Annotated in this window: 17 protein-coding genes; 5 read left to right on the forward strand and 12 right to left on the reverse strand. The window is 62.5% G+C overall.

Translation table 11 applies throughout. The features are described from left to right. Positions 1 to 96: 96 nt before the first annotated feature. Together GWG65_RS25250 and GWG65_RS25255 are read left to right on the forward strand one after the other, a co-directional pair. Positions 97 to 672, forward strand: coding sequence for a cysteine hydrolase family protein (locus GWG65_RS25250; protein ID WP_275198267.1), 576 nt, complete (start codon positions 97 to 99; stop codon positions 670 to 672). A 159-nt stretch (positions 673 to 831) separates the two neighbouring features. Further along, positions 832 to 1,149 (forward strand): hypothetical protein, encoded by a 318-nt coding sequence (locus tag GWG65_RS25255; protein WP_275198268.1) that lies wholly within the window; start codon positions 832 to 834, stop codon positions 1,147 to 1,149. A gap of 48 nt (positions 1,150 to 1,197) precedes the next feature. Here the strand turns inward: GWG65_RS25255 and GWG65_RS25260 are convergent, their stop codons facing one another. The 10 genes from GWG65_RS25260 to GWG65_RS25305 all read right to left on the reverse strand — a co-directional run bounded on the left by GWG65_RS25260 (position 1,198) and on the right by GWG65_RS25305 (position 13,597). After that, a complete protein-coding gene (locus GWG65_RS25260) occupies positions 1,198 to 2,472 on the reverse strand; it encodes an NAD(P)/FAD-dependent oxidoreductase (RefSeq protein WP_275198269.1) in 1,275 nt (424 codons plus the stop codon). A 9-nt stretch (positions 2,473 to 2,481) separates the two neighbouring features. Beyond that, complete coding sequence (locus GWG65_RS25265) at positions 2,482 to 3,183, reverse strand: RibD family protein (RefSeq protein WP_275198270.1); 702 nt, start codon at positions 3,181 to 3,183, stop codon at positions 2,482 to 2,484. Between the two features lie 21 nt (positions 3,184 to 3,204). Continuing rightward, a complete protein-coding gene (locus tag GWG65_RS25270; RefSeq protein ID WP_275198271.1) occupies positions 3,205 to 3,885 on the reverse strand; it encodes a heme-binding beta-barrel domain-containing protein in 681 nt (226 codons plus the stop codon). Positions 3,886 to 4,321: 436 nt separating this feature from the next. Further along, on the reverse strand, positions 4,322 to 5,647 hold the full coding sequence (locus tag GWG65_RS25275) for a hypothetical protein (RefSeq protein WP_275198272.1): 1,326 nt from the start codon (positions 5,645 to 5,647) through the stop codon (positions 4,322 to 4,324). A 52-nt stretch (positions 5,648 to 5,699) separates the two neighbouring features. Beyond that, entirely contained in the window at positions 5,700 to 6,623 is a 924-nt protein-coding gene (locus GWG65_RS25280) for a hypothetical protein (protein ID WP_275198273.1), read from the reverse strand. Positions 6,624 to 7,129: 506 nt separating this feature from the next. Next, positions 7,130 to 8,449, reverse strand: coding sequence for an aminotransferase class V-fold PLP-dependent enzyme (locus GWG65_RS25285; protein WP_275198274.1), 1,320 nt, complete (start codon positions 8,447 to 8,449; stop codon positions 7,130 to 7,132). Between the two features lie 213 nt (positions 8,450 to 8,662). Further along, positions 8,663 to 8,830, reverse strand: a complete 168-nt coding sequence (locus GWG65_RS25290) for a hypothetical protein (RefSeq protein ID WP_275198275.1) — start codon at positions 8,828 to 8,830, stop codon at positions 8,663 to 8,665. 423 nt (positions 8,831 to 9,253) lie between these two features. Beyond that, positions 9,254 to 11,893: an EAL domain-containing protein gene (locus GWG65_RS25295; RefSeq protein WP_275198276.1), complete on the reverse strand. Its 2,640-nt coding sequence runs from the start codon at positions 11,891 to 11,893 to the stop codon at positions 9,254 to 9,256. A gap of 238 nt (positions 11,894 to 12,131) precedes the next feature. Further along, positions 12,132 to 12,911 (reverse strand): DUF2182 domain-containing protein, encoded by a 780-nt coding sequence (locus GWG65_RS25300; protein ID WP_275198277.1) that lies wholly within the window; start codon positions 12,909 to 12,911, stop codon positions 12,132 to 12,134. Between the two features lie 53 nt (positions 12,912 to 12,964). Further along, entirely contained in the window at positions 12,965 to 13,597 is a 633-nt protein-coding gene (locus tag GWG65_RS25305; RefSeq protein ID WP_275198278.1) for a DUF1326 domain-containing protein, read from the reverse strand. 448 nt (positions 13,598 to 14,045) lie between these two features. Between GWG65_RS25305 and groES the strand changes: the two genes are divergently transcribed. After that, complete coding sequence (gene groES / locus GWG65_RS25310) at positions 14,046 to 14,360, forward strand: co-chaperone GroES (RefSeq protein ID WP_275198279.1); 315 nt, start codon at positions 14,046 to 14,048, stop codon at positions 14,358 to 14,360. Between the two features lie 114 nt (positions 14,361 to 14,474). Then, positions 14,475 to 16,115: a chaperonin GroEL gene (gene groL / locus GWG65_RS25315; RefSeq protein ID WP_275198280.1), complete on the forward strand. Its 1,641-nt coding sequence runs from the start codon at positions 14,475 to 14,477 to the stop codon at positions 16,113 to 16,115. 284 nt (positions 16,116 to 16,399) lie between these two features. Here the strand turns inward: groL and GWG65_RS25320 are convergent, their stop codons facing one another. Both GWG65_RS25320 and GWG65_RS25325 read right to left on the reverse strand, forming a co-directional pair. Continuing rightward, positions 16,400 to 17,230 carry an MFS transporter gene (locus GWG65_RS25320; protein WP_275198281.1) on the reverse strand — a complete coding sequence of 277 codons (831 nt, stop codon included), beginning with the start codon at positions 17,228 to 17,230 and terminating at the stop codon, positions 16,400 to 16,402. A 59-nt stretch (positions 17,231 to 17,289) separates the two neighbouring features. After that, the gene (locus GWG65_RS25325; RefSeq protein WP_275198282.1) at positions 17,290 to 17,907 is read right to left on the reverse strand and encodes an FCD domain-containing protein; all 618 of its coding nucleotides are present in this window, start codon (positions 17,905 to 17,907) and stop codon (positions 17,290 to 17,292) included. Between the two features lie 249 nt (positions 17,908 to 18,156). Between GWG65_RS25325 and GWG65_RS25330 the strand changes: the two genes are divergently transcribed. Continuing rightward, complete coding sequence (locus GWG65_RS25330; protein WP_275198283.1) at positions 18,157 to 19,155, forward strand: MBL fold metallo-hydrolase; 999 nt, start codon at positions 18,157 to 18,159, stop codon at positions 19,153 to 19,155. Positions 19,156 to 19,345: the final 190 nt, after the last annotated feature.

The raw sequence follows: 19,345 nt of genomic DNA on the forward strand, positions 1-19,345 counted from the left end.
ATCTGTCATGGCGGCTCGAAACGAGGGAAGATTGACATTGCGTGTTGTCGTCATCGCCTCGCATATTCCACTCAACAAGCGTCGGGATCCCCCTCCATGACCAGCCCACGATCTCTGCCCGCCCTCATCGTCGTCGACGTCCAGCGCGCGTTCGACGAATGGGAGGCGGCGGGGAAGCGACGCAACAATCCCGACGCGGTGGCGCGCATTGCCCATTTGTTGACGGCATTCAGGCAAAACCGCGCGCCGATATTCCATATCCGCCACGAGGGCACCAAGCCGGGCTCGTCGTTTCGCCCCGAGGTCTCCGGCTACGCGGTCAAGGACGAGGCGCGCGAAGCGCCGGGCGAGCCCGTGATCGTCAAGCATGTCAACAGCGCCTTCATCGGCACCGACCTCGAGAGCCGGCTGCGCGCGGCCGGCATCGCGACCCTCGTCATCTGCGGCGCCACCACCAATCATTGCGTGGAAACGACGACGCGGATGGCCGGCAATCTCGGCTTCGACACGCGCCTCGTGCGCGACGCGACATGGACGTTCGATCGGATCGGGCCCGACGGCGAAAAGCATTCGGCCGAGGCGATCCACGCCATGACGCTGTCGAACCTCAACGGCGAGTTCGCCCGCATCGTAACCTCGGATGAGGTGATCGCCGCATTCGCGGCGAGGTGATGGCGGCAACGCGACGACATCGATGGTGCGACAATAAATGCCACGTCGTTCAGCATTTCGCGCGCCGGAATTGTTACTGCGTCGTTTCGACGCCCGCTCTGGCCGGAACGCGCCGGGCTCCCATGTGTTGTCGCTCGGTATCTCAACTGGAGTGACGACATGAAGTATCTCTTGGTCGCGATGACTGTCGGTGCTGCGGCGCTGGCCGGCGGATCCGCGGCTCACGCGGCCGGCAGTGAAAGGGCAAAGCAGAACGCGCCAGCCGAGCAATCGACCGACATCAGCGCCCAGTACAGGCACCATCATCACGGCCATGGATATCGCCATCACTGGCGCCATCACGGCTATCATCGCCCGTACTACCGTAGCTACGGCTATTATCCGCGGCACCACGGCTACTACGGCGGCGGACCGTACGGCTATTACGGCGGCGGCGGCCCCGGCGTGACATTCGGCTTCGGCGGCGGACGCTGGTAAGGCGGCTTGTCGCTGATCAAGAAAAGGCCCGCAGCTCTGCGGGCCTTTTTATAGTCCCTGCAAAATCGTCACCGCCGTCTCCAAACCGCTCGCGAGCGCCGCCTCCACTGTGCCCATGTCGCGGCCGCGATAGAGCGCCTCGCCGGAGAACAGCACCGGGCCGTCAGCGCGCGCGAGGATTGCCTGCGCCGCGCGCGTCTGCGGCGTCGCCCAGGAATAGGCGCCGCGGGCGAAAGGATCCTGCGCCCAGTTGATCGCCGCGGCCGCCACGACATCGCGCGCGATATTCTCGCGCGACAGGCCGAACATTGCGGCAAGTGAATCGAGCCCGGCGTCGACCAGCGCCTGCGTATCCAGCTTTGCGAGCTTCGCCGTCCGCGGCCCGCCGAACCAGCCGGTGAGCACGGCATGCGCGAAGGGACGTTGCGTCCACCACACCGGGATCGTCTCGTCCGACAGCAGGAAGGTCATGTCCGCGAGCTCCGCCCGCCGGTCGCGCCACCAGGGCCGTTTGAAGCGCAGCAGGATCTTGATGACATTGCCGAAGCCGATCTGATCGGCGGCGGCCGCCTTCACGCGCGCGGTTTGCGGAAGTGCGATCTCGCGCAGCAGCGGCAGGGGCACGCTGAGGATGACACGATCGCAGGCGTGCGCATCGCCGCCGGCGCAGCGCACGGAAACCGCGCTGCCGCCCTGCTCGATCGCCGACACCACGCAACCAAGACGAATCGCAACGCCATGCCTGCGGCACTCGGCCGCCAGAAAATCGATCAGCGCGCCGTAGCCGCCGACGATGCGCCCCTGCGGACTATGCCCGCCATCCATCCATTCCTCGCGCAGCGCCAGCGTCGAGGCGCGCTCGGGATCGGCGGCGTCGTAGCCTTCGACCATGCGCGCGATGGAATGGCGCATCCGCGCATAGTCGTCGTCGGCAAAATGACGGCGCAGGAAATCGGCGACGGTAAGGTCGTCCTTCAATTCTCTCAGCACCGCCTGCAGCTCGGCCTCATGCGGATTGTCGCGGTCCTCGCGCGAGAGCTTTGTGCCGTCAAAGCTCCATTGCGTGCCTTCGATCTCCTGAAGAGATAGCCCGGCTTCGCGCATCAGGCCGCGCGTGACCGGCGCCTCGCCATGGACGAACTCAGCGCCGCCATCGGCGGGATAACCGAACTGCGCCGCGGGCAGCGGATGGATGCGTCCGCCGCAGCGGTCGCGCGCCTCCAGGATGGTCACGCGCCTGCCGGCACGTGCGAGCTCGCGCGCTGCCATCAGACCCGCGGCGCCGGCGCCGACGATGACGATGTACTCTGAGCTATCAGCCATGCCCGCGCTTTACTGGCCCGCCGCTTCGTTCTGGATCAGATAGCGCAGCAGCAGCACGCCGCCGCCGAGTTGCCGCGTGCTCTCCAGCGTCATCGCGGCGAGGGGCGCGCGCCGGTCACGGTCGACTTCCGTCGAGTCGAATACGAAGGGCGCACCGCTGGCGCCGTCCACCGCGGGACAGAGGATCAGGTTGAGCTCGTCGATGAGACCGGCGCGCAGGAACGCGCCATTGGCAACGCCGCCGCCCTCCACCAGCAGGCGCTTCACGCCAAGCTCGCGATTGAGGACGTCCAGCGTCAGCATCAGGTCGATCTCGGACTTGCCGGCAAAGATGTAGGACACGCCTTCGCCGCGCAGCCCTGCAAGATGCGAATCCGGCACGCCTTCAGTCAGCACCACGACGATCGGATCGCCGCCGATGTCCGAACGGCCCCAGCCGATCTTGCCGTGCGCGTCGAGCACGACGCCATAAGTATCCGCATCGCGCCGCGCGAACCAGTTTTGGCGCGGGAATGTCTCGGTCGTCGCGGGATACGGCTTGCCCTTGGCAAACTCCGAGCCGGTGACGCGGCCGATCACCCAGGCATCGCCGCCGAGCTCGTCATGGATCTTCTCGAACCAGTCCGCGCCCGTACCCATCGGCCGCCAGCGGCTCGGATGCGTGCGGCCATCGACGCTCGAGGCCATCAGGCAGATGACATAGGGTTTCATGCAGATCTCCGCAGCCGCCGCTCAGGCCGCCGGTCCCTTCCCTTCGCTCTTCTCTTTAGCCTTGGCACGATCGTTCACGATCACCGCCAGCGGGTTGAGCTTTGGCGGCGCAACGAGCTTGAGCGTGTTGGTGTCGCGATGATTGAACGGCGCGCCTCTCACGAAGAGTTCGGTCTGGATCAGATAGGTCCAGCTGCCATCATCGTTGAAAGTGATGTCGCAGCAGTAACTGTCGGTGCGGAAGGCTTGTTCCAGAAAATCGGTCGAGCAGATCCCGTAAGCCGTGTCGCCGCGCTTGGCCGTGACGAAGATCTTTCTGTCATCCGGCGCGGCCTTGCCCGATGCGAGCAGAACCTGCCCGCGCGGAATTGCGAGCGTCTGCATGACCAGCCCGGTCGCGGGCTCCCACAGCCAGTAGCCGACCTGGTCGTGGAAGGTGATGTCTTCCTCGGGCGTGTTGATGTGGATGTGATAGCGCAGCCCGTAGAGCAGCTGCGGCCCGTTGGCCTGCGGATCGATCGGGTCCATCCGGATGTGCTCGATGAACACCCGCCGCTCCGGCCCGTCCGCCTTCGGATTGATGTCGATGCCCTTGTCGGCCTGCCAGACGCCGGCCAGATGCCGCAGCGGCCCGAGATTGGCGAGGCCGTCGGGCGAGACGTCGTCGGGCTCGGTGAAGATGTCGGCAGGAATGGGGAGCATGAAAAGGTCTCGTTGGGTGCGGGAACAGCAATATTAGGATGATGGAGGGGGTGGCTTCAACCTATGCCTCACAACGCCGACCTGCGTTGCAGCCATGCGCGGATGGCTATTTGGGTCATGATCCGCAGGTGTGCGACTGGCGAAGGCGCCAAGACAACGCCTGAAGCCGTCGACGACTCGGAATCATCAGTTCGAGACCTCACACCGCACGCCATCTTCGCCACGTCATCGCTCAGCAGACATATTGCACGATGAGCAAGGGCCGCGTTGGGCAAGCGCGCCCTGCGCAAAGGCGACCGCTCCGGCATAACCATAGAACTGGGCGACATAGACCAGCGACAGGCAGGAGACGAAGAGGTGAACCCCAGGCAGCGGCAGGCATGAAGCGACTATGCGGCCGAGATCCCGGTCGGTCCAAGGTCTCGTTCCGCGGCTTTCATGTTGGCTTGCCGAACAGTGGCCGGGGGGTCACGTACCAGAGTATGAAAAGCAGTGCAGCGCCGTTGGATACGAACGTGATCGTGAGGGAGACGTTGAGGAAGACCTGCGGGAGCACGCCGGCCGACAGCAGGACAAATCGCGATGGCAGGCCGGAAGAGGCGGAGTTGCCGAGCGCCACGACCAAACCGCAAATGAAGGCGGCGAGCGGCGCAAGTACGACGCCGACCGAGGCGATGCCTTCGGTTGCGAACAGTGAGGCGTTGAAATTCCCTACACTGTAAGCGTCCTGCATCACAATCGCGAGGGGCTTGCGGTAGGGACAGTCAATGAATGGTTTCAGGACGTTCACCTGGCAGAACCAAGTCAGGTCATGATGGGCAAAGAAGTCGTTGTAGAAGTCGAGGGCGCCGGAGGTCAGCGCGATCATTCTGAAGTTGACCAGGCTGAAATAGGCAATGAACTGTTGAAACGAGATGGCGTTCAGGTCGAGCAGACCGGCCAGCAATATGCCAAACAGGATCGGCACCAGCAGCGATAGCGTCACCGCGGTTCTCGTCGAAAAGGCCCGTGACGCGACCGCCAGAATGATCAGCCATACCGGCGCAAAAAGGGAAAGCTTGGACAGGGTAATCGGATAGAACATGAGCAGCAGCAGCAGGCACAGGGCGGCCCGCCACTTGGCGCCGTCGACGACGAAGAAGGCGAAGGCGAACGGGAGCAGGACGTTCGAAGTGATCCCAAGTCCGTACGAGAGCCAGGTCGGAAATTCGAGCTGGTTGCGAAAATTGTAAATCTCAGAGATCCCAACCAGCCGCACATTGTAGAGCGCGCCGACTCCGAGTGCTGCGGCGGCGAGCACCAGGATGCAGGTCAGCAGCCTTTGAAAGGCGACCTCTGACAAAACAAACCTCTGCGTGGCCGGTATCGACATCAGCATGGCGGGAAGGAGGAACGCCATCCCCGAGGCGAATGCGGAGGCATAAGCCACGGCATGATCGTAAGAGAATGTGGATAGGGGGAGCAGCCAGAGGTAGCCAATCAACATGGTGAAGAGGTAGAAGCCGACGACATAGCCGAAGCTGAAGCGGCACACGGCGAATAGGATCGAGAGCAGTGCAAAGGGCGCGCCGCTCAGCGCGGCCAGCAAGAGCCTGTCGCTGTTCGCGGCAGCCAGGCGCATGAGCGGCGCATAGTATTGCACGACATAGACCATTGAGACGAAGCAGGCGGCCACGTGCAGATTGATGAGGAAGACTGGCCCGAGCCCCTCGTTGCGGCTCGCGTCGGCTTCGATGGGGCTGCGGTTCGAAATCTCGTTCACTTGCCGCTCATCTGCAAACATTGTGGCCGCGAGACCGTGGCCGGCCGTTCAGTCAGGAGTTCTTGACGACGAAGCTGTGAAGAAAGGCAAGCGCTCCGAACGCGATCAGGATCGAGGCGACCGCGGCGATGACCAGGAGCGAGAACCGCTTTGCGCCGACCGGTTGCGGCATGACCTCGGGTGCGAGCGTGATCCGTGTGCTCTTGAACGCCCTCGTGGCGATCTGCGCCTCGAGAAGGGCAAAGGCAAGGCTATCGCGCCGGGCGCGTAGCACCGTGAGATCGTGGGAGGATTGGGCACGATCCTCGCTCAGGGCTCCCAGCAGTTGCAGATAGCCCGTTATTTCCTTGCGACGTCCGTCAAATTCAGGGCTCGCCTTGTTGTCTCCTTCGGCGTGCGTCGTGGCGCGCTGGGGCTCCGAGCCGCGTTCGAGCTGTCTGGCGCGAAGCGAGGCCTCCGCTTCGGGGAGCAGTCCATCCAGGCGGTCGAGCATCTTCCCGTAGTCAGCGATCTGTTGATCCACCCCATCGCTGATCTGCTTCAGCAGCACCGTCCGTAAGGCGGCGGCTTCGCGCACGAAGCCGCTGCGCTTGCCTTCCTCCCCCACGATCTGATCGATGATCTTCTGATGGAACGCCTTGGCTTGTTCGGCAGCGGCGGGGTCGACAACGGTCTGGATACTCACGGTCTGGCCGATGCTGTCGGCCGACGAGTTTTGGAATGCATCTTGCGTCGATCGTTGCGCGCCGTTCTTCTCCGCTATCGCAAGAGCGGCCGGCACATAGACCGCCGGTATACGCTTGGCGAGCATTTCGGGCGACTCGATCGGCTCCTCCTTTCCGTCGAAGGAGAAGGTTCCAACCTCGATTGCGGACCGGACAAGCGAGCGCGGGTTGACAAAAATGAAGGTAGCCGCGGCGAGAAGAACGAAGGTGGTCCCCGCGACGTACAGGAAAGTGAGACGAACAGACGTCATGCTCTTGAACTTAGCCTGAATTTCTCAATCTTTGGATTAGTTCGACAACTGTAAGGCGAAATGACGGTCCAAGTCGATTTTTGGAGTTTTCGCGCCCTGCGAAGCTCGCAGTTCTCGTTTCAGGCGTAAAGGCTCGGCCCAGGACGAGGGGACGTTCGGCGCTCCTGTTGCGTCGCGGAATCGAGATGGTAAGGCCTTGGCCGGCAGGCTGTGACACCCGCCATTGGAATTCCCGATGCAGCAGGCTTCGGTCGAAAAGTTCTCGGACCTCATCGGCGCCATCTACGATTGCGTGATCACGCCGGAACGATGGACCGGACCGGGGTTCTGGACGGGATTTGCGCCGAGTTCGGCTTTGCCACCGGCGCGCTGTCGGTCGCCAGCCGCACGAACATGGTCGCGACGGTCGAGGCCCTCAGGGTTGGCGAAGTCGCTCACGTTTCCGGTGTGAGTGAGACTCGACCAGCGCCTCCGACGGAGGTGCGTTCCCTCCCCCTTGCGCGGGTTCAGCCCGCCTTCGTACCCGTGATCGCAGCAAGCGCCTCGACGAGCCGGTCGAGATCGGCCTCCTCTGTGTAGAGCGCCGGCGTCACGCGGATGCATTGGCCCCTGGCGACGCCCGCCCGGCGAACCGTCAGGACCTTGTAGGTGTCCCTGAGCTTCGCCACGGTGGCGTCGTTGTCGGCCTTGCTCGTCTTGCCGGCGAGGCGGAAGGACGTGATCGCACCATACAGGCCGGCCTCATCCGGCGTCAGGATCTCGATGTCCTTGAAGCTGCGAACGCGACTGACCCAGTAGTCGCGCAGGTAGCGCAGGCGGGCCTGTTTCGCCGCAGCACCGATCTGCTGATGGAGTTCGACCGCCGCGGGCACCGTCAGCACCGTCGCGAAATTGACCGTGCCAGTATGTACCCGCGAGCGGATGTCGGTGTCCGGGAAATCCTCGTCGCCGAGGTCGCGGTCGACGTCGGCGAGGCGGTCCTTTCTGATATAGAGGAAGCCCACGCCGACCGGCGCGCCGATCCATTTGTGCAGGTTGAAGCCGACAAAATCGACCTCGAGCTCTCCCACCCTGAAGTCCATCTGCCCCCAGGAATGAGCGGCGTCGACGATGGTGTCGATGCCCTTGGCCTTGGCCATGCGGGCGATCTCGGTGATCGGCATGATGAGGCCGGTGCGATGGCTGACATGGGTGAGGAGGAGAAGCTTGGTCCTCGGATTCGCCTCGAAGGCGCGGGCATAGGCGTCGAGCACGGCCTGACGGGTGGCCGGCTCCGGCACATCGAACTTGACCACGTCGATACCGCGGCGCGCCTTGAGCGCGTTCATGGCATACTGCATCGAATCGTAGTCGAGGTCGGCGTAGAGCACGCTGTCGCCGGGCCTCAGCTTGTTGTAGCCGCTGATGAGCAGCTGTAGCGCTTCGGTCGCACCGCGAGTGAGCGCGATTTCCTCGGGCGCCGCGCCGACCGCCTGCGCCACCTTGGCCCGCACGGCCTCGAAATCCGGGCCCGACCGCTGCCGCGCGTAATAGGTGTTCTGATAGTTGACCATGTCGGACAGGCGGATGAACTCGCGCCGCACGGGCTCGGCCATGATGCCCCAGAAGCCGTTCTCCAGATTGACGACATCAGGCGTCACGGCATAGAGCCCCTTCACGGCCGTCCAATAGGCCTTGTCGGTGGCGATTGCGGCCGCCGATCCGGTCAGCTGCGCCGACAGGCCCTCCGCCGCCATGGCCGGCGCCGCCAGCGGCGCGACGGCTGCGGCCGCGAGGCCCTTCAGGATCGACCGGCGGTTGGAAGAAATTGTCTTGATCAGATGCATGTCTACCCTCTGCGATGCGCGGCGAAAGGAGCAGCAATCAATGAGACACCGATGACAGGGCGATGACAGCCTGATGATGCCGGGCATCGTCCTGGCAGGGACGCGCAATCTCGTGCTCGTGGACGACCACGCGGGGATTACAGTACATCTGATGCAGTGATTTTGTGGTCGATCAAACTGGCCGATCAACTCAAGAGTGCATTGAATGCGCGGTCACCGAATATCAAAGAAGCCGCCAATCACGGCGGCCCTTTCCTCAACGCTCAGCGCCCGGCGGAGAACCTCTGGATCAACGTCGTGAAGTGAGACCTCCTTGCTGCGCTCGTCCGTCATCTGATCGAACAACTCGAGCGCTTCCACCGGACCGGAGGCGACAGTCATGAGCGACCCTGACCTGATCTGACCTGATACGGCATGTGTTCACACGCCGAGGATCAGCATCGACATGAGTATCAAGGAAAAGACGAACAGGCTCGCGATGGCAACTTTGAGAACCAGAGCGGCAATCAAGCGGCATCCCCATTTATCATTTAATAGTCTGAAACGGCGGACGGCCCCAGCCTTGAGCAAGGCCGGGACCGGCTGTGATTTGCTTCAAGGCCGCAAGCTTGGGACGGGCCGTGAAGCGAGGGGGGAACGCGAAGCCGCGCGCACGGTTCCAAAGAGGAAACCGAAAGTTGCTCCTGATGATCGGTCCCCAATTGAGGGCGCTGTCGCCCTATTGACCGAACAGAAGTCCGCACACCGCAAAGAACCTCCGCGGGTTCATCCAGCACGCTTCTTCGCTGCCTCGGTCCGCGTAGTTTACGCCGCCCTCTGGCGTTTTCGCCGCGGCACGGGGCTTTGCCATGACAGGTCGGCCAGGGGCACGGGCTTGCTGAAGAAGAAGCCCTGGCCGAGCGGAATTCCGAGCGAATGGAGCCGCCCGACCTGTTCAGAGGTCTCGATGCCTTCGGCGACGATCGAGAGCTTCAGCGTCTTCGCAAGCTGCATGATGGATTTCAGCACGGCGACGGTCTCGCAACGATCGATCCTGTCGATGAAGGTCTTGTCGATCTTGACTTTGTCGAACGGAAAAGCCGTCAGATACGACAATGACGAGTAACCGACCCCGAAGTCGTCGAGGGCAATGGAGACGCCGAGCGCCTTGAGGCGCTGAAGGGTCTTGAGGTTTTCCTGGGTATCGGCGAGAAACACGCTCTCGGTGATCTCGAGCTCGAGCCGGGCTTCCGGAAGTCCGCTCTGCGCCAGCGCGAACGTCACGGTGTCGACAAGGTTCGTGCCGGCAAATTGCAGGGCCGAGAGGTTGACCGCGACCTTGACATCGCCCGGCATGGTCATCGCATCGCGGCACGCCCTGGTCAGCACCTGATTGCCGAGCTCGACGATCAATCCGCCTGCCTCCGCAACCGGAATGAACTCGGCAGGAGAAATGGCGCCTCGGGTGGCGTGGTGCCAGCGCGCCAGAGCCTCGACCGATTTCACACGGCCGGTGCCCAGCTCGATCACGGGCTGATAGAACACCTCGATCTCCTCGCGCCAGATCGCCTCTCGAAGTTCGATCTCGAGCACGTTGCGCTGATCCGCTTCGGCTTTGAGCTGCGCCGAATAGATATGGAAACAGCTTCGGCCGGTGTTCTTCGACTTGTAGAGCGCAAGATCGGCGTTACGAAGGACCTCATCGACCCGCGTGCCATGCTCAGGCACCAGGGCGAGGCCGATGCTGCAGCCGATCACCACCGGGTGACCCTCGATGTGGTAGGGATCGGCAATGGCCTCAACCAGCCGCGCAGCGAGCGCTGCAGCCCCCTCGTGCATAGCGGCCCGGCCCGGCGCCACGATCACTGCAAACTCGTCGCCGCCGATCCGCGCCGCAGTATCGACGTCACGAATCTGCGCCATGATCCGGCCGGCAACCTGCTTCAGCAGCGCGTCGCCGCATTGGTGACCGAGCGCATCATTGACGGACTTGAACTTGTCGAGATCGAGCAGGAGCACGGCGAACGGCGCGTCCAGCGGGGAAGACCTGGCGAGCGCTGCGTCGATGCGCTCCTTGAACAGGTTGCGATTGGTAAGGCCGGTCAGGCTGTCGTAATGCGCGAGCCTCTCGATCCGGTCCTCGGATGCCTTGCGTTCTGAGATGTCCTCATGGGTGGCGACCCAGCCGCCGCCTTCGCGCCGTCCATAGGAGATATAGGCAACCCGCCCGTCCGGGAACTGCACGGTGTTCGAGACGTGCTCCGACTGGGCGAGCCGGTTCTTCAGATCGACAAGGTATGCCTCGACGTCGAGCACGGCGGTTTGTTTTGCGAACACCTCGCGGAAATTCATGCCGATCCGAATCTCCTCCGGTACAAGCCCGTAGAGTTCGAGCCATTGCTGATTGAACGCGATCAGGCGGTCGCTTCCGTCGAACATGCTCAAGCCCTGGGGAAGGTTTCTGAGCGCGTCTTCGAACTTGCTGGCAAAATCGCGCAGCTCGCGCTGGGCGCGATCGAGTGCCTGCTGGCGCCGCCAGTGAAACGTCGTCGCGGTCAAGATGATGACGGTCAGCAGCAGCGCGCCGCCCAGATAGATCTTCTGCCTGAAATCGGAGCGGGAATAGATCTCCTGCTCCGAGATGCCGACGGTGAAGATCAGCGGAAAGGCGCGCGACCTGCGCGCGGTGATCAGCCTGTCGCTGCGATTAGGGCGGTTTTCGTTCCAATATTGTGCATAGAAGCCGTCCCGTAGCTCGCCTTCGACGCGGTTCGGCGTGCGCTGCCCCAGCACGGCGCCCTGGTCCACGCCCCGCGCGGCGAGCACGACGTGGCTGGCATTTCTGAGAACCAGCGTTCCGCCGGCGCCGAGCTTTGCGGTGTCGTAGAATCTGCCGACGACGTCGACACTGATCGAGCCGACGACCACGCCCGCCGGATTCCCGGCAAGGTCGAACAGCTTTCTTGCAAGCTGGATGGTCCATTTGTGCGAGGCCCGTCCCAGCACCGGCTTGCCGACGTAGAGGCGATCATCGGCTAGCGCCATAACGTTGATGAAGTGCTCGCGATCGCCGATATAGAGCGGCGCACCGGAATAGCCTGTCGTGGTATCGACCATGTAGCCGTCCAGTCCGATCAGGGAGAACTGAACCACGTCGCCGGTCGCGATGCGGGCCTTGTCGGACCAGAATTTAAGGCTGAAGGTCGGCGGATCCCGGGCGTAAAGTGCGCGCACCACCAGCAACGACTGATCCACGCGCTCGAAGATGCGTTCGGTGTTTTCCTCGAACAATTCCGCGACGCTGTTGCCGTGCAACCGCGCCTGCGCGACCGCATCCGCGCGTTCCGACGACGTGATCGCGAAATATCCGATCCAGAGCAGCGGCAGGAAGAACAATGCAATCTGCAGCGGAGCATTCCGCAGAATTGTCTTGCTCGCCTTGCGAACTGACCTGGCGAAAATCACACTGCACACTCCCGCATCGACCGTCTCCGCCTCGATTTCTCGGGGGACGGCACGGCCGCAAGCGCGCACCGGCATCCCAGAGCGCGAGCCTAGAGGCGGCAGCCTTAAGTTTTGGTTGGGGGGAAGCTCAATTGTTCAATTCGCGATACCCGTAAGATCACGGAGGCCGGCTGTATTTGAGCCGCGTGGCGGCATCAATGTATTCGGCGGCAGTGGTTTTCGCGAGCGCCTGGGCCCCTCACAGCGCGCGCGCAAGAACTATTGTTCCGGCCAAGGTCAAGCTCGCGCCCGCCGCGTAGCTCAGCCATCGGCCGAACGGCAGCAGCTTCTCGCCGGCGACATAGAGCGCGATGACGATGATCCAGACCAGATGCATCACGCCGCTGACGAACAGCAATGCCATCAAGAACCAGCAGCAGCCGACGCAGTAGCTGCCATGGCGAAGTCCCATGCGCAGTGCTCCGGCTCCGCCGGCCTGCCAGTATCGACTAAGGAACAGCAGCGGACTTCGGCAGGAGCGAAGACAGGCCCCCTTCAGCGGGGTAAACTGATAGAGCCCCGCGGCCAACAAGAGCGTGCCGCCAAGACTGGCGCTCGTACTTGCCATCGCCATCGACAACAACCCGGTCCGCTCGAGCGCCCACTGCGCCAGGACCGCAACGAGGCTGAACCCCGCCCATGCGAGCAGATAGCCGGCGAGAAAGACCCATGTCTGCATCGCGCCGCCGAACGTGTTCTCCTGACTCCGCTTGATTGTCGCAAACAGCAGGATGGCGGGCGCCGCGCTCGGCACCATCATGGCGATCATCATCACCCACCACATCGCGAACAGCAGCGCAGCATAGAGCGGCGTCCATGGCATCGGTGCCATGTCCGGCATGTCCGCCATCATCTCGGTATCCATGCCGGCGCCGCTGGCCAGATAAGCCCAGGCCAGCGCTACCACCGCGATGGTCCCGACCACCACGATCGCGCGATCGCGCCGAAGCAGGTGTTCAAGCGCCAGGTACCCGCTCATCGCCTATCCCGTACTCAGGATGTCGCCGGTCGACACTAAGCTTCGGCGCCACCTCAGGCGGCGACGCCCTCGGGCGTCTGCACTACGGTCGCAAGCGAGCTGTGCGTCCCTTTGGTGTCGAACTTGATCGCTCCCGTCGAGTGGATTTCGGCAGACGCGATCTCGGCAGCTCGGTGTTCGAAGCCCTCGGGCATCACGACCTGAATGCGATGCGGAGCACCCGTCACCGGATTCCTGATCGGTTCGACTTCCGTCTCCAACACGCCCTTGGCGACGAGCTTGGCGACCCGTCCGTCCTTGTCGAAGGAAAATTCGAACGGTGCAAAGATCGGATCGTGAATCGTGGTCACGATCAGGCTGAAAATGTGGAACAGCGTGCCCTCGGCAGAATGCTTGCCGGAAAAAATGTCAAACAGCGCCTGGCGCTGTTCCGGCGTTGCGCGCTCATCAACGATCGGCTGCATTTTGCCGTTGCCTTCATGCAGCGCTCCCGGGAAATCGACAGTGACCGCAAAGCACAGGCCGTCAAGCCTGGTCCCCTCGAAATGTCCCTTGGTGATCCTCATGCCGACCAATCCCTTGCAATAACCCTGGGTCGGCCGAGCATTGAAGTCGCAGGGACAGCCAAACGCGCAATTGCAATTCTTCATCCATTCGCCTTCGAGACGCCAATCCGATGCAGCCATGGTACATCTCCTAATATGAGCAGGGGACGAGGCAGCCGCTTGATAGTTCGTGACGTCGAGAAAGCGCGCGGGATCGAAATCCGATCAGAAGGCCGGCGTCGCTAGGGAACAGTTGGCGAGCTGCCGTTCGTCGTCCAATGGCGGGGAGCATATCAGCGGCGACCCGGCGCGTACAGCTTAACGCGTTGCGAGGCCGGCGGCCGAACCCTGGAAATCCATGCCGACCCCGCACGGCATCTCCGAACCGGACCTCCGACCTTCGGCCCCTGGCAGCCCAGTCGCTTTATGAACCTGGCAGCGGTTCAGCGAGAGGAGTGCCAATTTTTTTCGAGTCGCATCTTGAAACCGATTTTTTGCGTTCCTAAACCATTTTTGTCTGTCCGAGCTAGGGCTTCTGCCTCCCTGGCGCGGCACTGTGACAATTCGGTCTTGCAGAATGGAGGAATGCATGCAGTTCCGTCCGCTCCACGATCGTGTGGTCGTCAAGCGTATCGAAGCCGAGGAAAAGTCCGCCGGCGGCGTCATCATCCCCGACACGGCCAAAGAGAAACCGCAACAGGGCGAGATTATCGCCGTGGGGCCAGGAGGCCGCGACGATACCGGCAAATTGATCCCCATCGACCTGAAGGTCGGTGACCGCGTTCTGTTCGGAAAATGGTCAGGCACCGAGGTCAAGCTCGATGGGACCGAATATCTCATCATGAAAGAGAGCGACGTCATGGGCGTGCTTGAAGAACCGGCGGCCAAGAAGAAAGCGGCCTGACCCGACTGAGCCATCGGTCCACCGCATTGAGCGGCCCGGCTCCGGATCCACGGACCGGACCAGATGGCTCCACCAGACTGGGAGAATGCAATGGATCTTTGAGGAGCTACGAAGATGAGCGCGAAGGAAGTCAGATTCTCCACCGAGGCGCGCGAGAAGATGCTGCGCGGGATCGATATTCTCGCCAATGCGGTGAGAGTGACGCTCGGCCCGAAGGGCCGCAACGTGGTTATTGAAAAGTCGTTCGGCCCTCCGCGCATCTCCAAGGATGGCGTTACCGTCGCCAAGGAGATCGAACTCGAAGACAAGTTCGAGAACATGGGTGCGCAGATGGTGCGCGAGGTCGCATCCAAAACTTCCGACCAGGTCGGCGACGGCACCACCACCGCGACAGTTCTTGCTCATGCGATCGTGCACGAAGGCGCCAAGGCGGTTGCCGCGGGCATGAATCCGATGGACCTTAAGCGCGGAATCGATCTCGCGACTGAGGCGGTGGTCAAGGACCTCAGCAAGAACTCGAGGAAGCTCGTCACCAACGACGAGATCGCCCAGGTGGCTACGATCTCGGCCAACGGCGACGACGAGATCGGCCGCTTCCTGGCCGACGCCATGAAGAAGGTCGGCAACGACGGCGTGATCACGGTCGAAGAAGCAAAGTCCCTGCAAACCGAACTCGAAGTCGTGGAAGGTATGCGATTCGACCGCGGGTACCTCTCGCCTTACTTCGTCACGAATGCCGACAAGATGCGGGTCGAGTTGGAAGACCCGTACATCCTGATCCACGAGAAGAAGTTGTCCGGGCTGCAACCGCTCTTGCCGCTGCTCGAGTCGGTTGTGCAGTCCGGCAAGCCGTTCCTCATCATCGCCGAGGACATCGAGGGCGAGGCGCTGGCGACACTCGTGGTGAACAAGCTGCGCGGAGGGCTCAAGGTCGCCGCCGTGAAGGCGCCGGGCTTCGGCGACCGCCGCAAGGCCATGCTGCAGGACATCGCTATCCTCACGGGCGGCACCTTCATCTCGGAGGATCTGGGCGCCAAGCTCGAGAACGTGACTCTCAACATGCTCGGGCGCGCGAAGAAGGTTGAAATCGACAAGGAGAATACCACCATCGTCTCAGGGGCTGGCAAGAAGGCGGACATCGAGGCGCGCGTCAAGCAAATCAAGACCGAGATCGAGGAGACGACGTCGGATTACGACCGTGAGAAGCTCCAGGAACGGCTTGCCAAGCTCGCAGGCGGCGTTGCGGTCATCCGCGTGGGCGGCGCCACCGAGGTCGAGGTCAAGGAGCGAAAGGATCGGGTCGACGACGCGATGCACGCAACCCGCGCTGCGGTCGAAGAAGGCATCCTGCCGGGCGGCGGAGTCGCGCTGCTGCGCGCAGTGAAGGCGCTGGAGCGCTTGAAACCGGAGAACGACGACCAACGCTATGGCGTCGAGATCGTCCGCAAGGCGCTTGCCTGGCCGACCCGCCAGATCGCGCGTAACGCAGGCGAAGACGGCTCCATCGTCGTCGGGAAGATCCTGGAAAAGGACACCTATGCCTATGGCTTCAATGCGCAGGACGGCGAATACACCAACCTTGTTTCCAAGGGGATCATCGATCCGACCAAAGTGGTCCGCTCTGCCTTGCAGGACGCCGCGTCGGTGGCGGGGCTGCTGATCACCACGGAAGCCATGGTCGCCGAGTTGCCAAAGAAGAAAGCCCAGCCGCCGTCACCAGGCGCCGGAATGAACGACATGGACATCGCCGCATAAGGGAAGGAAGTCACAAGCTGAGGTGGCGAGGTACGCGACAGACGACGGCTGGGCACGTCGGATCGGAAGGTGTCGGGAGTAAAGGTGCGAAATGAGCATGCATCGCCTGATGAATCTGCGACACCCGCCACATTTGCAGCGCAAAGAAGAAGAGCGGGAGACGGCATTCGATCCGTCCTCCCGGCCTTGCAGACCGTTCGCGTGGAGATTTCTATCTCATCGTTCTCGGGTGAACCGGGGCAGCGATGCGACTGCCAATGCGCCGAACACGAGACAGGCCGACATCATCCAAAGTGCGATACGGTAGCTGCCGTAGGAATCGAAGAGATGGCCGCCGCCTGAGGCAGCGACATTCCAGTGTCGCGCAGGGGAACCATGTGAACGACGAGACCCGAGATTGCCGCAGCGACCGCAATGAAGCCGATCGCGATCGTCCAGAACTCGCGCGACTTCAGGGCAGCCGCCCGATCGAGCCCTTCGGCCGGCTGTCCCCGCGGCGCAGCCGCGCCCTCCGCACCGCGAAAACCCATCAAGACGAGCGGCCAAGCCAGGGCCGCGGCAATGGCGAGAAGCCGAAAGGCCGCGCGCCATCCCGACGCCCCGATAGTGGCGGCCAGCGCCGGAGGAAGGACGAGCGCGGCGATGCCCGTGCCGGCGAGCACGAGCCCCAGCGCGAACCCGCGCGAGGACGTAAAGTTGCCGTTCACGACGCGCGTATAGATGACCGGCGTCGTGCCGCCACCGACGCTGCCAGCCGCGAAAAACAACGCGTAGAGTGCTGGCAACGAGTTATCGAGATTGCAAAGCCCGACCATCGTCTGGGCCAGCATCGGAATCGACACGAGCGCGACGATCCGGGCTCCGTAGCGATCGATCAGCCAGCCGACGACGGGACCCGAGATCACGAAGCCCAAGGTGAGATAGGTCAGGGCACCGGAGATCTGCCCCCGATTCCATCCGAACTCGCGCTGGAACGGCTCAAAGAACACGCCGATGCTGTAGAATAGCAGCGAGGCGGCACCCACAGCAATGCCGAAGAGCGACGTGACCAGAACGAACCAGCCTTCGCCGATCTCACGTTTCGATACTTTTGGCGATTCCCCTACAATGGTCACAGCTCCTCCCTCCACTTTCTTGGTGATTACTAGACTACGCCCGCCGGCTTCGAACTCATTCAGGCGGGCAGTTTTCCGTAGATGTCCTCATAGGTCCGTTGGAGATGCGCCGAGAGCTTTGCTACGGCCGTGTTGCCCGACCGCGACAGCACCGCCTCGGCCAACTGTTCGTGTTCGGCAACGAAATCCTCGGCGCCCATGGCGGTGGCGAGCATGATCGTTCGATAGCGGAACGCCTGGTCATAGAGCTGGGCGGCAAGGTCCATCATTCGCGGCGAACCGCATCCCGCGATGAGGCTCGCATGAAAGCCCTTATGGACGAGGTTCAGATCGGGCGAATCTCTGAGAACCTTGCTGCGCCCGACGATGCGCTTGAGCTGATGCAGTGAGGAGACGATTTCTCCTTCCCATGTTCCGCCGCCCATCCGCATCGAACGTCGAAGCGCCGCACTCTCCAGGGCAACTCGCGTCATCGTGATATCAGCCAGATCGTCCGCGCCGATGGGCGCCACACGGAAGCCACGTTGCCCGACCGCGACGACCAGCTCCCGCGACACAAGGCGGGAGAGAGCCTCACGCATCGGCGTCTGACTGACACCGAACTCCTTGGCGCCGGATGAACTCCTGATCTTCTTCGCGATCGGATATCTCGGCACGAAAGTCGCAAATGACTCCATCCAGGTCACTCCGATGAGCATCGTCGACGTCGCGTCTCTGCTGGGTATTCCCGGGAAACGGTCCGTCGCAAGACCATTCGTCTCGTGAATCTCGACTACGTCGAGAGCACCTCGGCCTGTTCGTCAAGGAGCTCAACGTCTGGCGCCAAATGCTGGAGCGCGCCGTCTCGTGACCAGGCAGCGGTTCCGGCGAATGGTTGCAGGACACAAACTGCGCGGGCGCGTCGCGCGATCGTTAGGAGTTGATAGATGGCGAATCGGCCTTACGAGAAGGGTCTGCATGATCTTGGCAACGGGTGCTTTGCCTGGCTGGTCCCGGACGGATCGTGGGGCTACAGCAATGCCGGTCTGATCGTCGACAGCGGCGAGACGCTGCTGGTCGACACCCTGTTCGACCTCAAGTCGACTCGGGAAATGCTCGACCAGATGCACCGCCAAGTGCCGGCCTCGGGCACCATCGGCACGCTCGTCAACACACACGCGAACGGAGATCACACGTTCGGAAATCAGCTCGTGCGGGGCGCGCGGATCGTGGCGACCAGCAAGTGCCGCGACGAGATGCTGGAGCGGCCGCCCGAATTCTTCCGTAACCTTTTCGGCGCCTGGCGCGCGCTGGGAGATGCCGGCGCCTTCATGCACGAAGTCATGGGCAGCCGGTTCGACTTGTCGGACATCGTGGCCGCTCCTCCGACGACCACATTCGATGGATCGCTCTCGCTCAATGTGGGAAACAAGTCAGTGGAGCTGATCGAAGTCGGTCCCGCGCACACACCGGGGGACCTGCTGGTCCACGTGCCACAGGACAGGACAGTGTTCACCGGTGATATCATGTTCGTGAAAGGTCACCCGATCGTCTGGGCCGGCCCGATCTCGAACTGGATCGCCGCCTGCGACAGGATCCTGTCCAGGGACGTCGAGACGATCGTGCCCGGACACGGCGCCATCACCGACAGGAACGGCGTGCGGGAGCTGAAGTGTTACCTTGAATACGTACTCGTCGAGGCCAGAAAGCGCTATGACGCCGGCATGAACGATGAGGAGGCGGCGAACGATATTTCAATGGAGCGGTTCAAGGACTGGGGTGAGCCGGAGCGGCTCGTCGTCAACGTCGACGCCGCCTATCGCGAGTTCGAGGGACAGGGCGGAATGCCGGATCCCATGCGCCTGTTCGGTCTCATGGCCAAGGCTCATTTCGCACGAAATGGCTGCCCGGCCTGCAAGGGAAGCTCAGTCGTCCACACGCATTGACCCCTTCTCGACCGGCTCGATGACATACCCGGGACCGAGCCAAACCTGGCGCGTGGGACGTAAGAGGAATTCATACACGTCAGCCTCCTCCGACTGGCTGATCTCGAATGCCATCAGTTTCCGCCTATCGAGTACGCCTTGTTCAGGAAATACTCACGGTTTCCCGTCGCGGCTTCGGCGTACTGGTCAA

The organism is Bradyrhizobium sp. CSA207 (assembly GCF_029051685.1).
GTDB lineage: Bacteria > Pseudomonadota > Alphaproteobacteria > Rhizobiales > Xanthobacteraceae > Bradyrhizobium.

What these genes read in the sequence shown, in the direction of transcription:
- groL (WP_275198280.1), top strand. Translation starts at nt 14,475, where the DNA reads ATGAGCGCGAAGGAAGTCAGATTCTCCACCGAGGCGCGCGAGAAGATG.
- GWG65_RS25265 (WP_275198270.1), bottom strand. Translation starts at nt 3,183, where the DNA reads ATGAAACCCTATGTCATCTGCCTGATGGCCTCGAGCGTCGATGGCCGC.
- GWG65_RS25285 (WP_275198274.1), bottom strand. Translation starts at nt 8,449, where the DNA reads ATGCATCTGATCAAGACAATTTCTTCCAACCGCCGGTCGATCCTGAAG.
- GWG65_RS25305 (WP_275198278.1), bottom strand. Translation starts at nt 13,597, where the DNA reads ATGGCTGCATCGGATTGGCGTCTCGAAGGCGAATGGATGAAGAATTGC.
- GWG65_RS25250 (WP_275198267.1), top strand. Translation starts at nt 97, where the DNA reads ATGACCAGCCCACGATCTCTGCCCGCCCTCATCGTCGTCGACGTCCAG.
- GWG65_RS25330 (WP_275198283.1), top strand. Translation starts at nt 18,157, where the DNA reads ATGGCGAATCGGCCTTACGAGAAGGGTCTGCATGATCTTGGCAACGGG.
- GWG65_RS25300 (WP_275198277.1), bottom strand. Translation starts at nt 12,911, where the DNA reads ATGAGCGGGTACCTGGCGCTTGAACACCTGCTTCGGCGCGATCGCGCG.
- GWG65_RS25290 (WP_275198275.1), bottom strand. Translation starts at nt 8,830, where the DNA reads ATGACTGTCGCCTCCGGTCCGGTGGAAGCGCTCGAGTTGTTCGATCAG.
- GWG65_RS25280 (WP_275198273.1), bottom strand. Translation starts at nt 6,623, where the DNA reads ATGACGTCTGTTCGTCTCACTTTCCTGTACGTCGCGGGGACCACCTTC.
- GWG65_RS25270 (WP_275198271.1), bottom strand. Translation starts at nt 3,885, where the DNA reads ATGCTCCCCATTCCTGCCGACATCTTCACCGAGCCCGACGACGTCTCG.
- groES (WP_275198279.1), top strand. Translation starts at nt 14,046, where the DNA reads ATGCAGTTCCGTCCGCTCCACGATCGTGTGGTCGTCAAGCGTATCGAA.
- GWG65_RS25255 (WP_275198268.1), top strand. Translation starts at nt 832, where the DNA reads ATGAAGTATCTCTTGGTCGCGATGACTGTCGGTGCTGCGGCGCTGGCC.
- GWG65_RS25325 (WP_275198282.1), bottom strand. Translation starts at nt 17,907, where the DNA reads ATGGAGTCATTTGCGACTTTCGTGCCGAGATATCCGATCGCGAAGAAG.
- GWG65_RS25260 (WP_275198269.1), bottom strand. Translation starts at nt 2,472, where the DNA reads ATGGCTGATAGCTCAGAGTACATCGTCATCGTCGGCGCCGGCGCCGCG.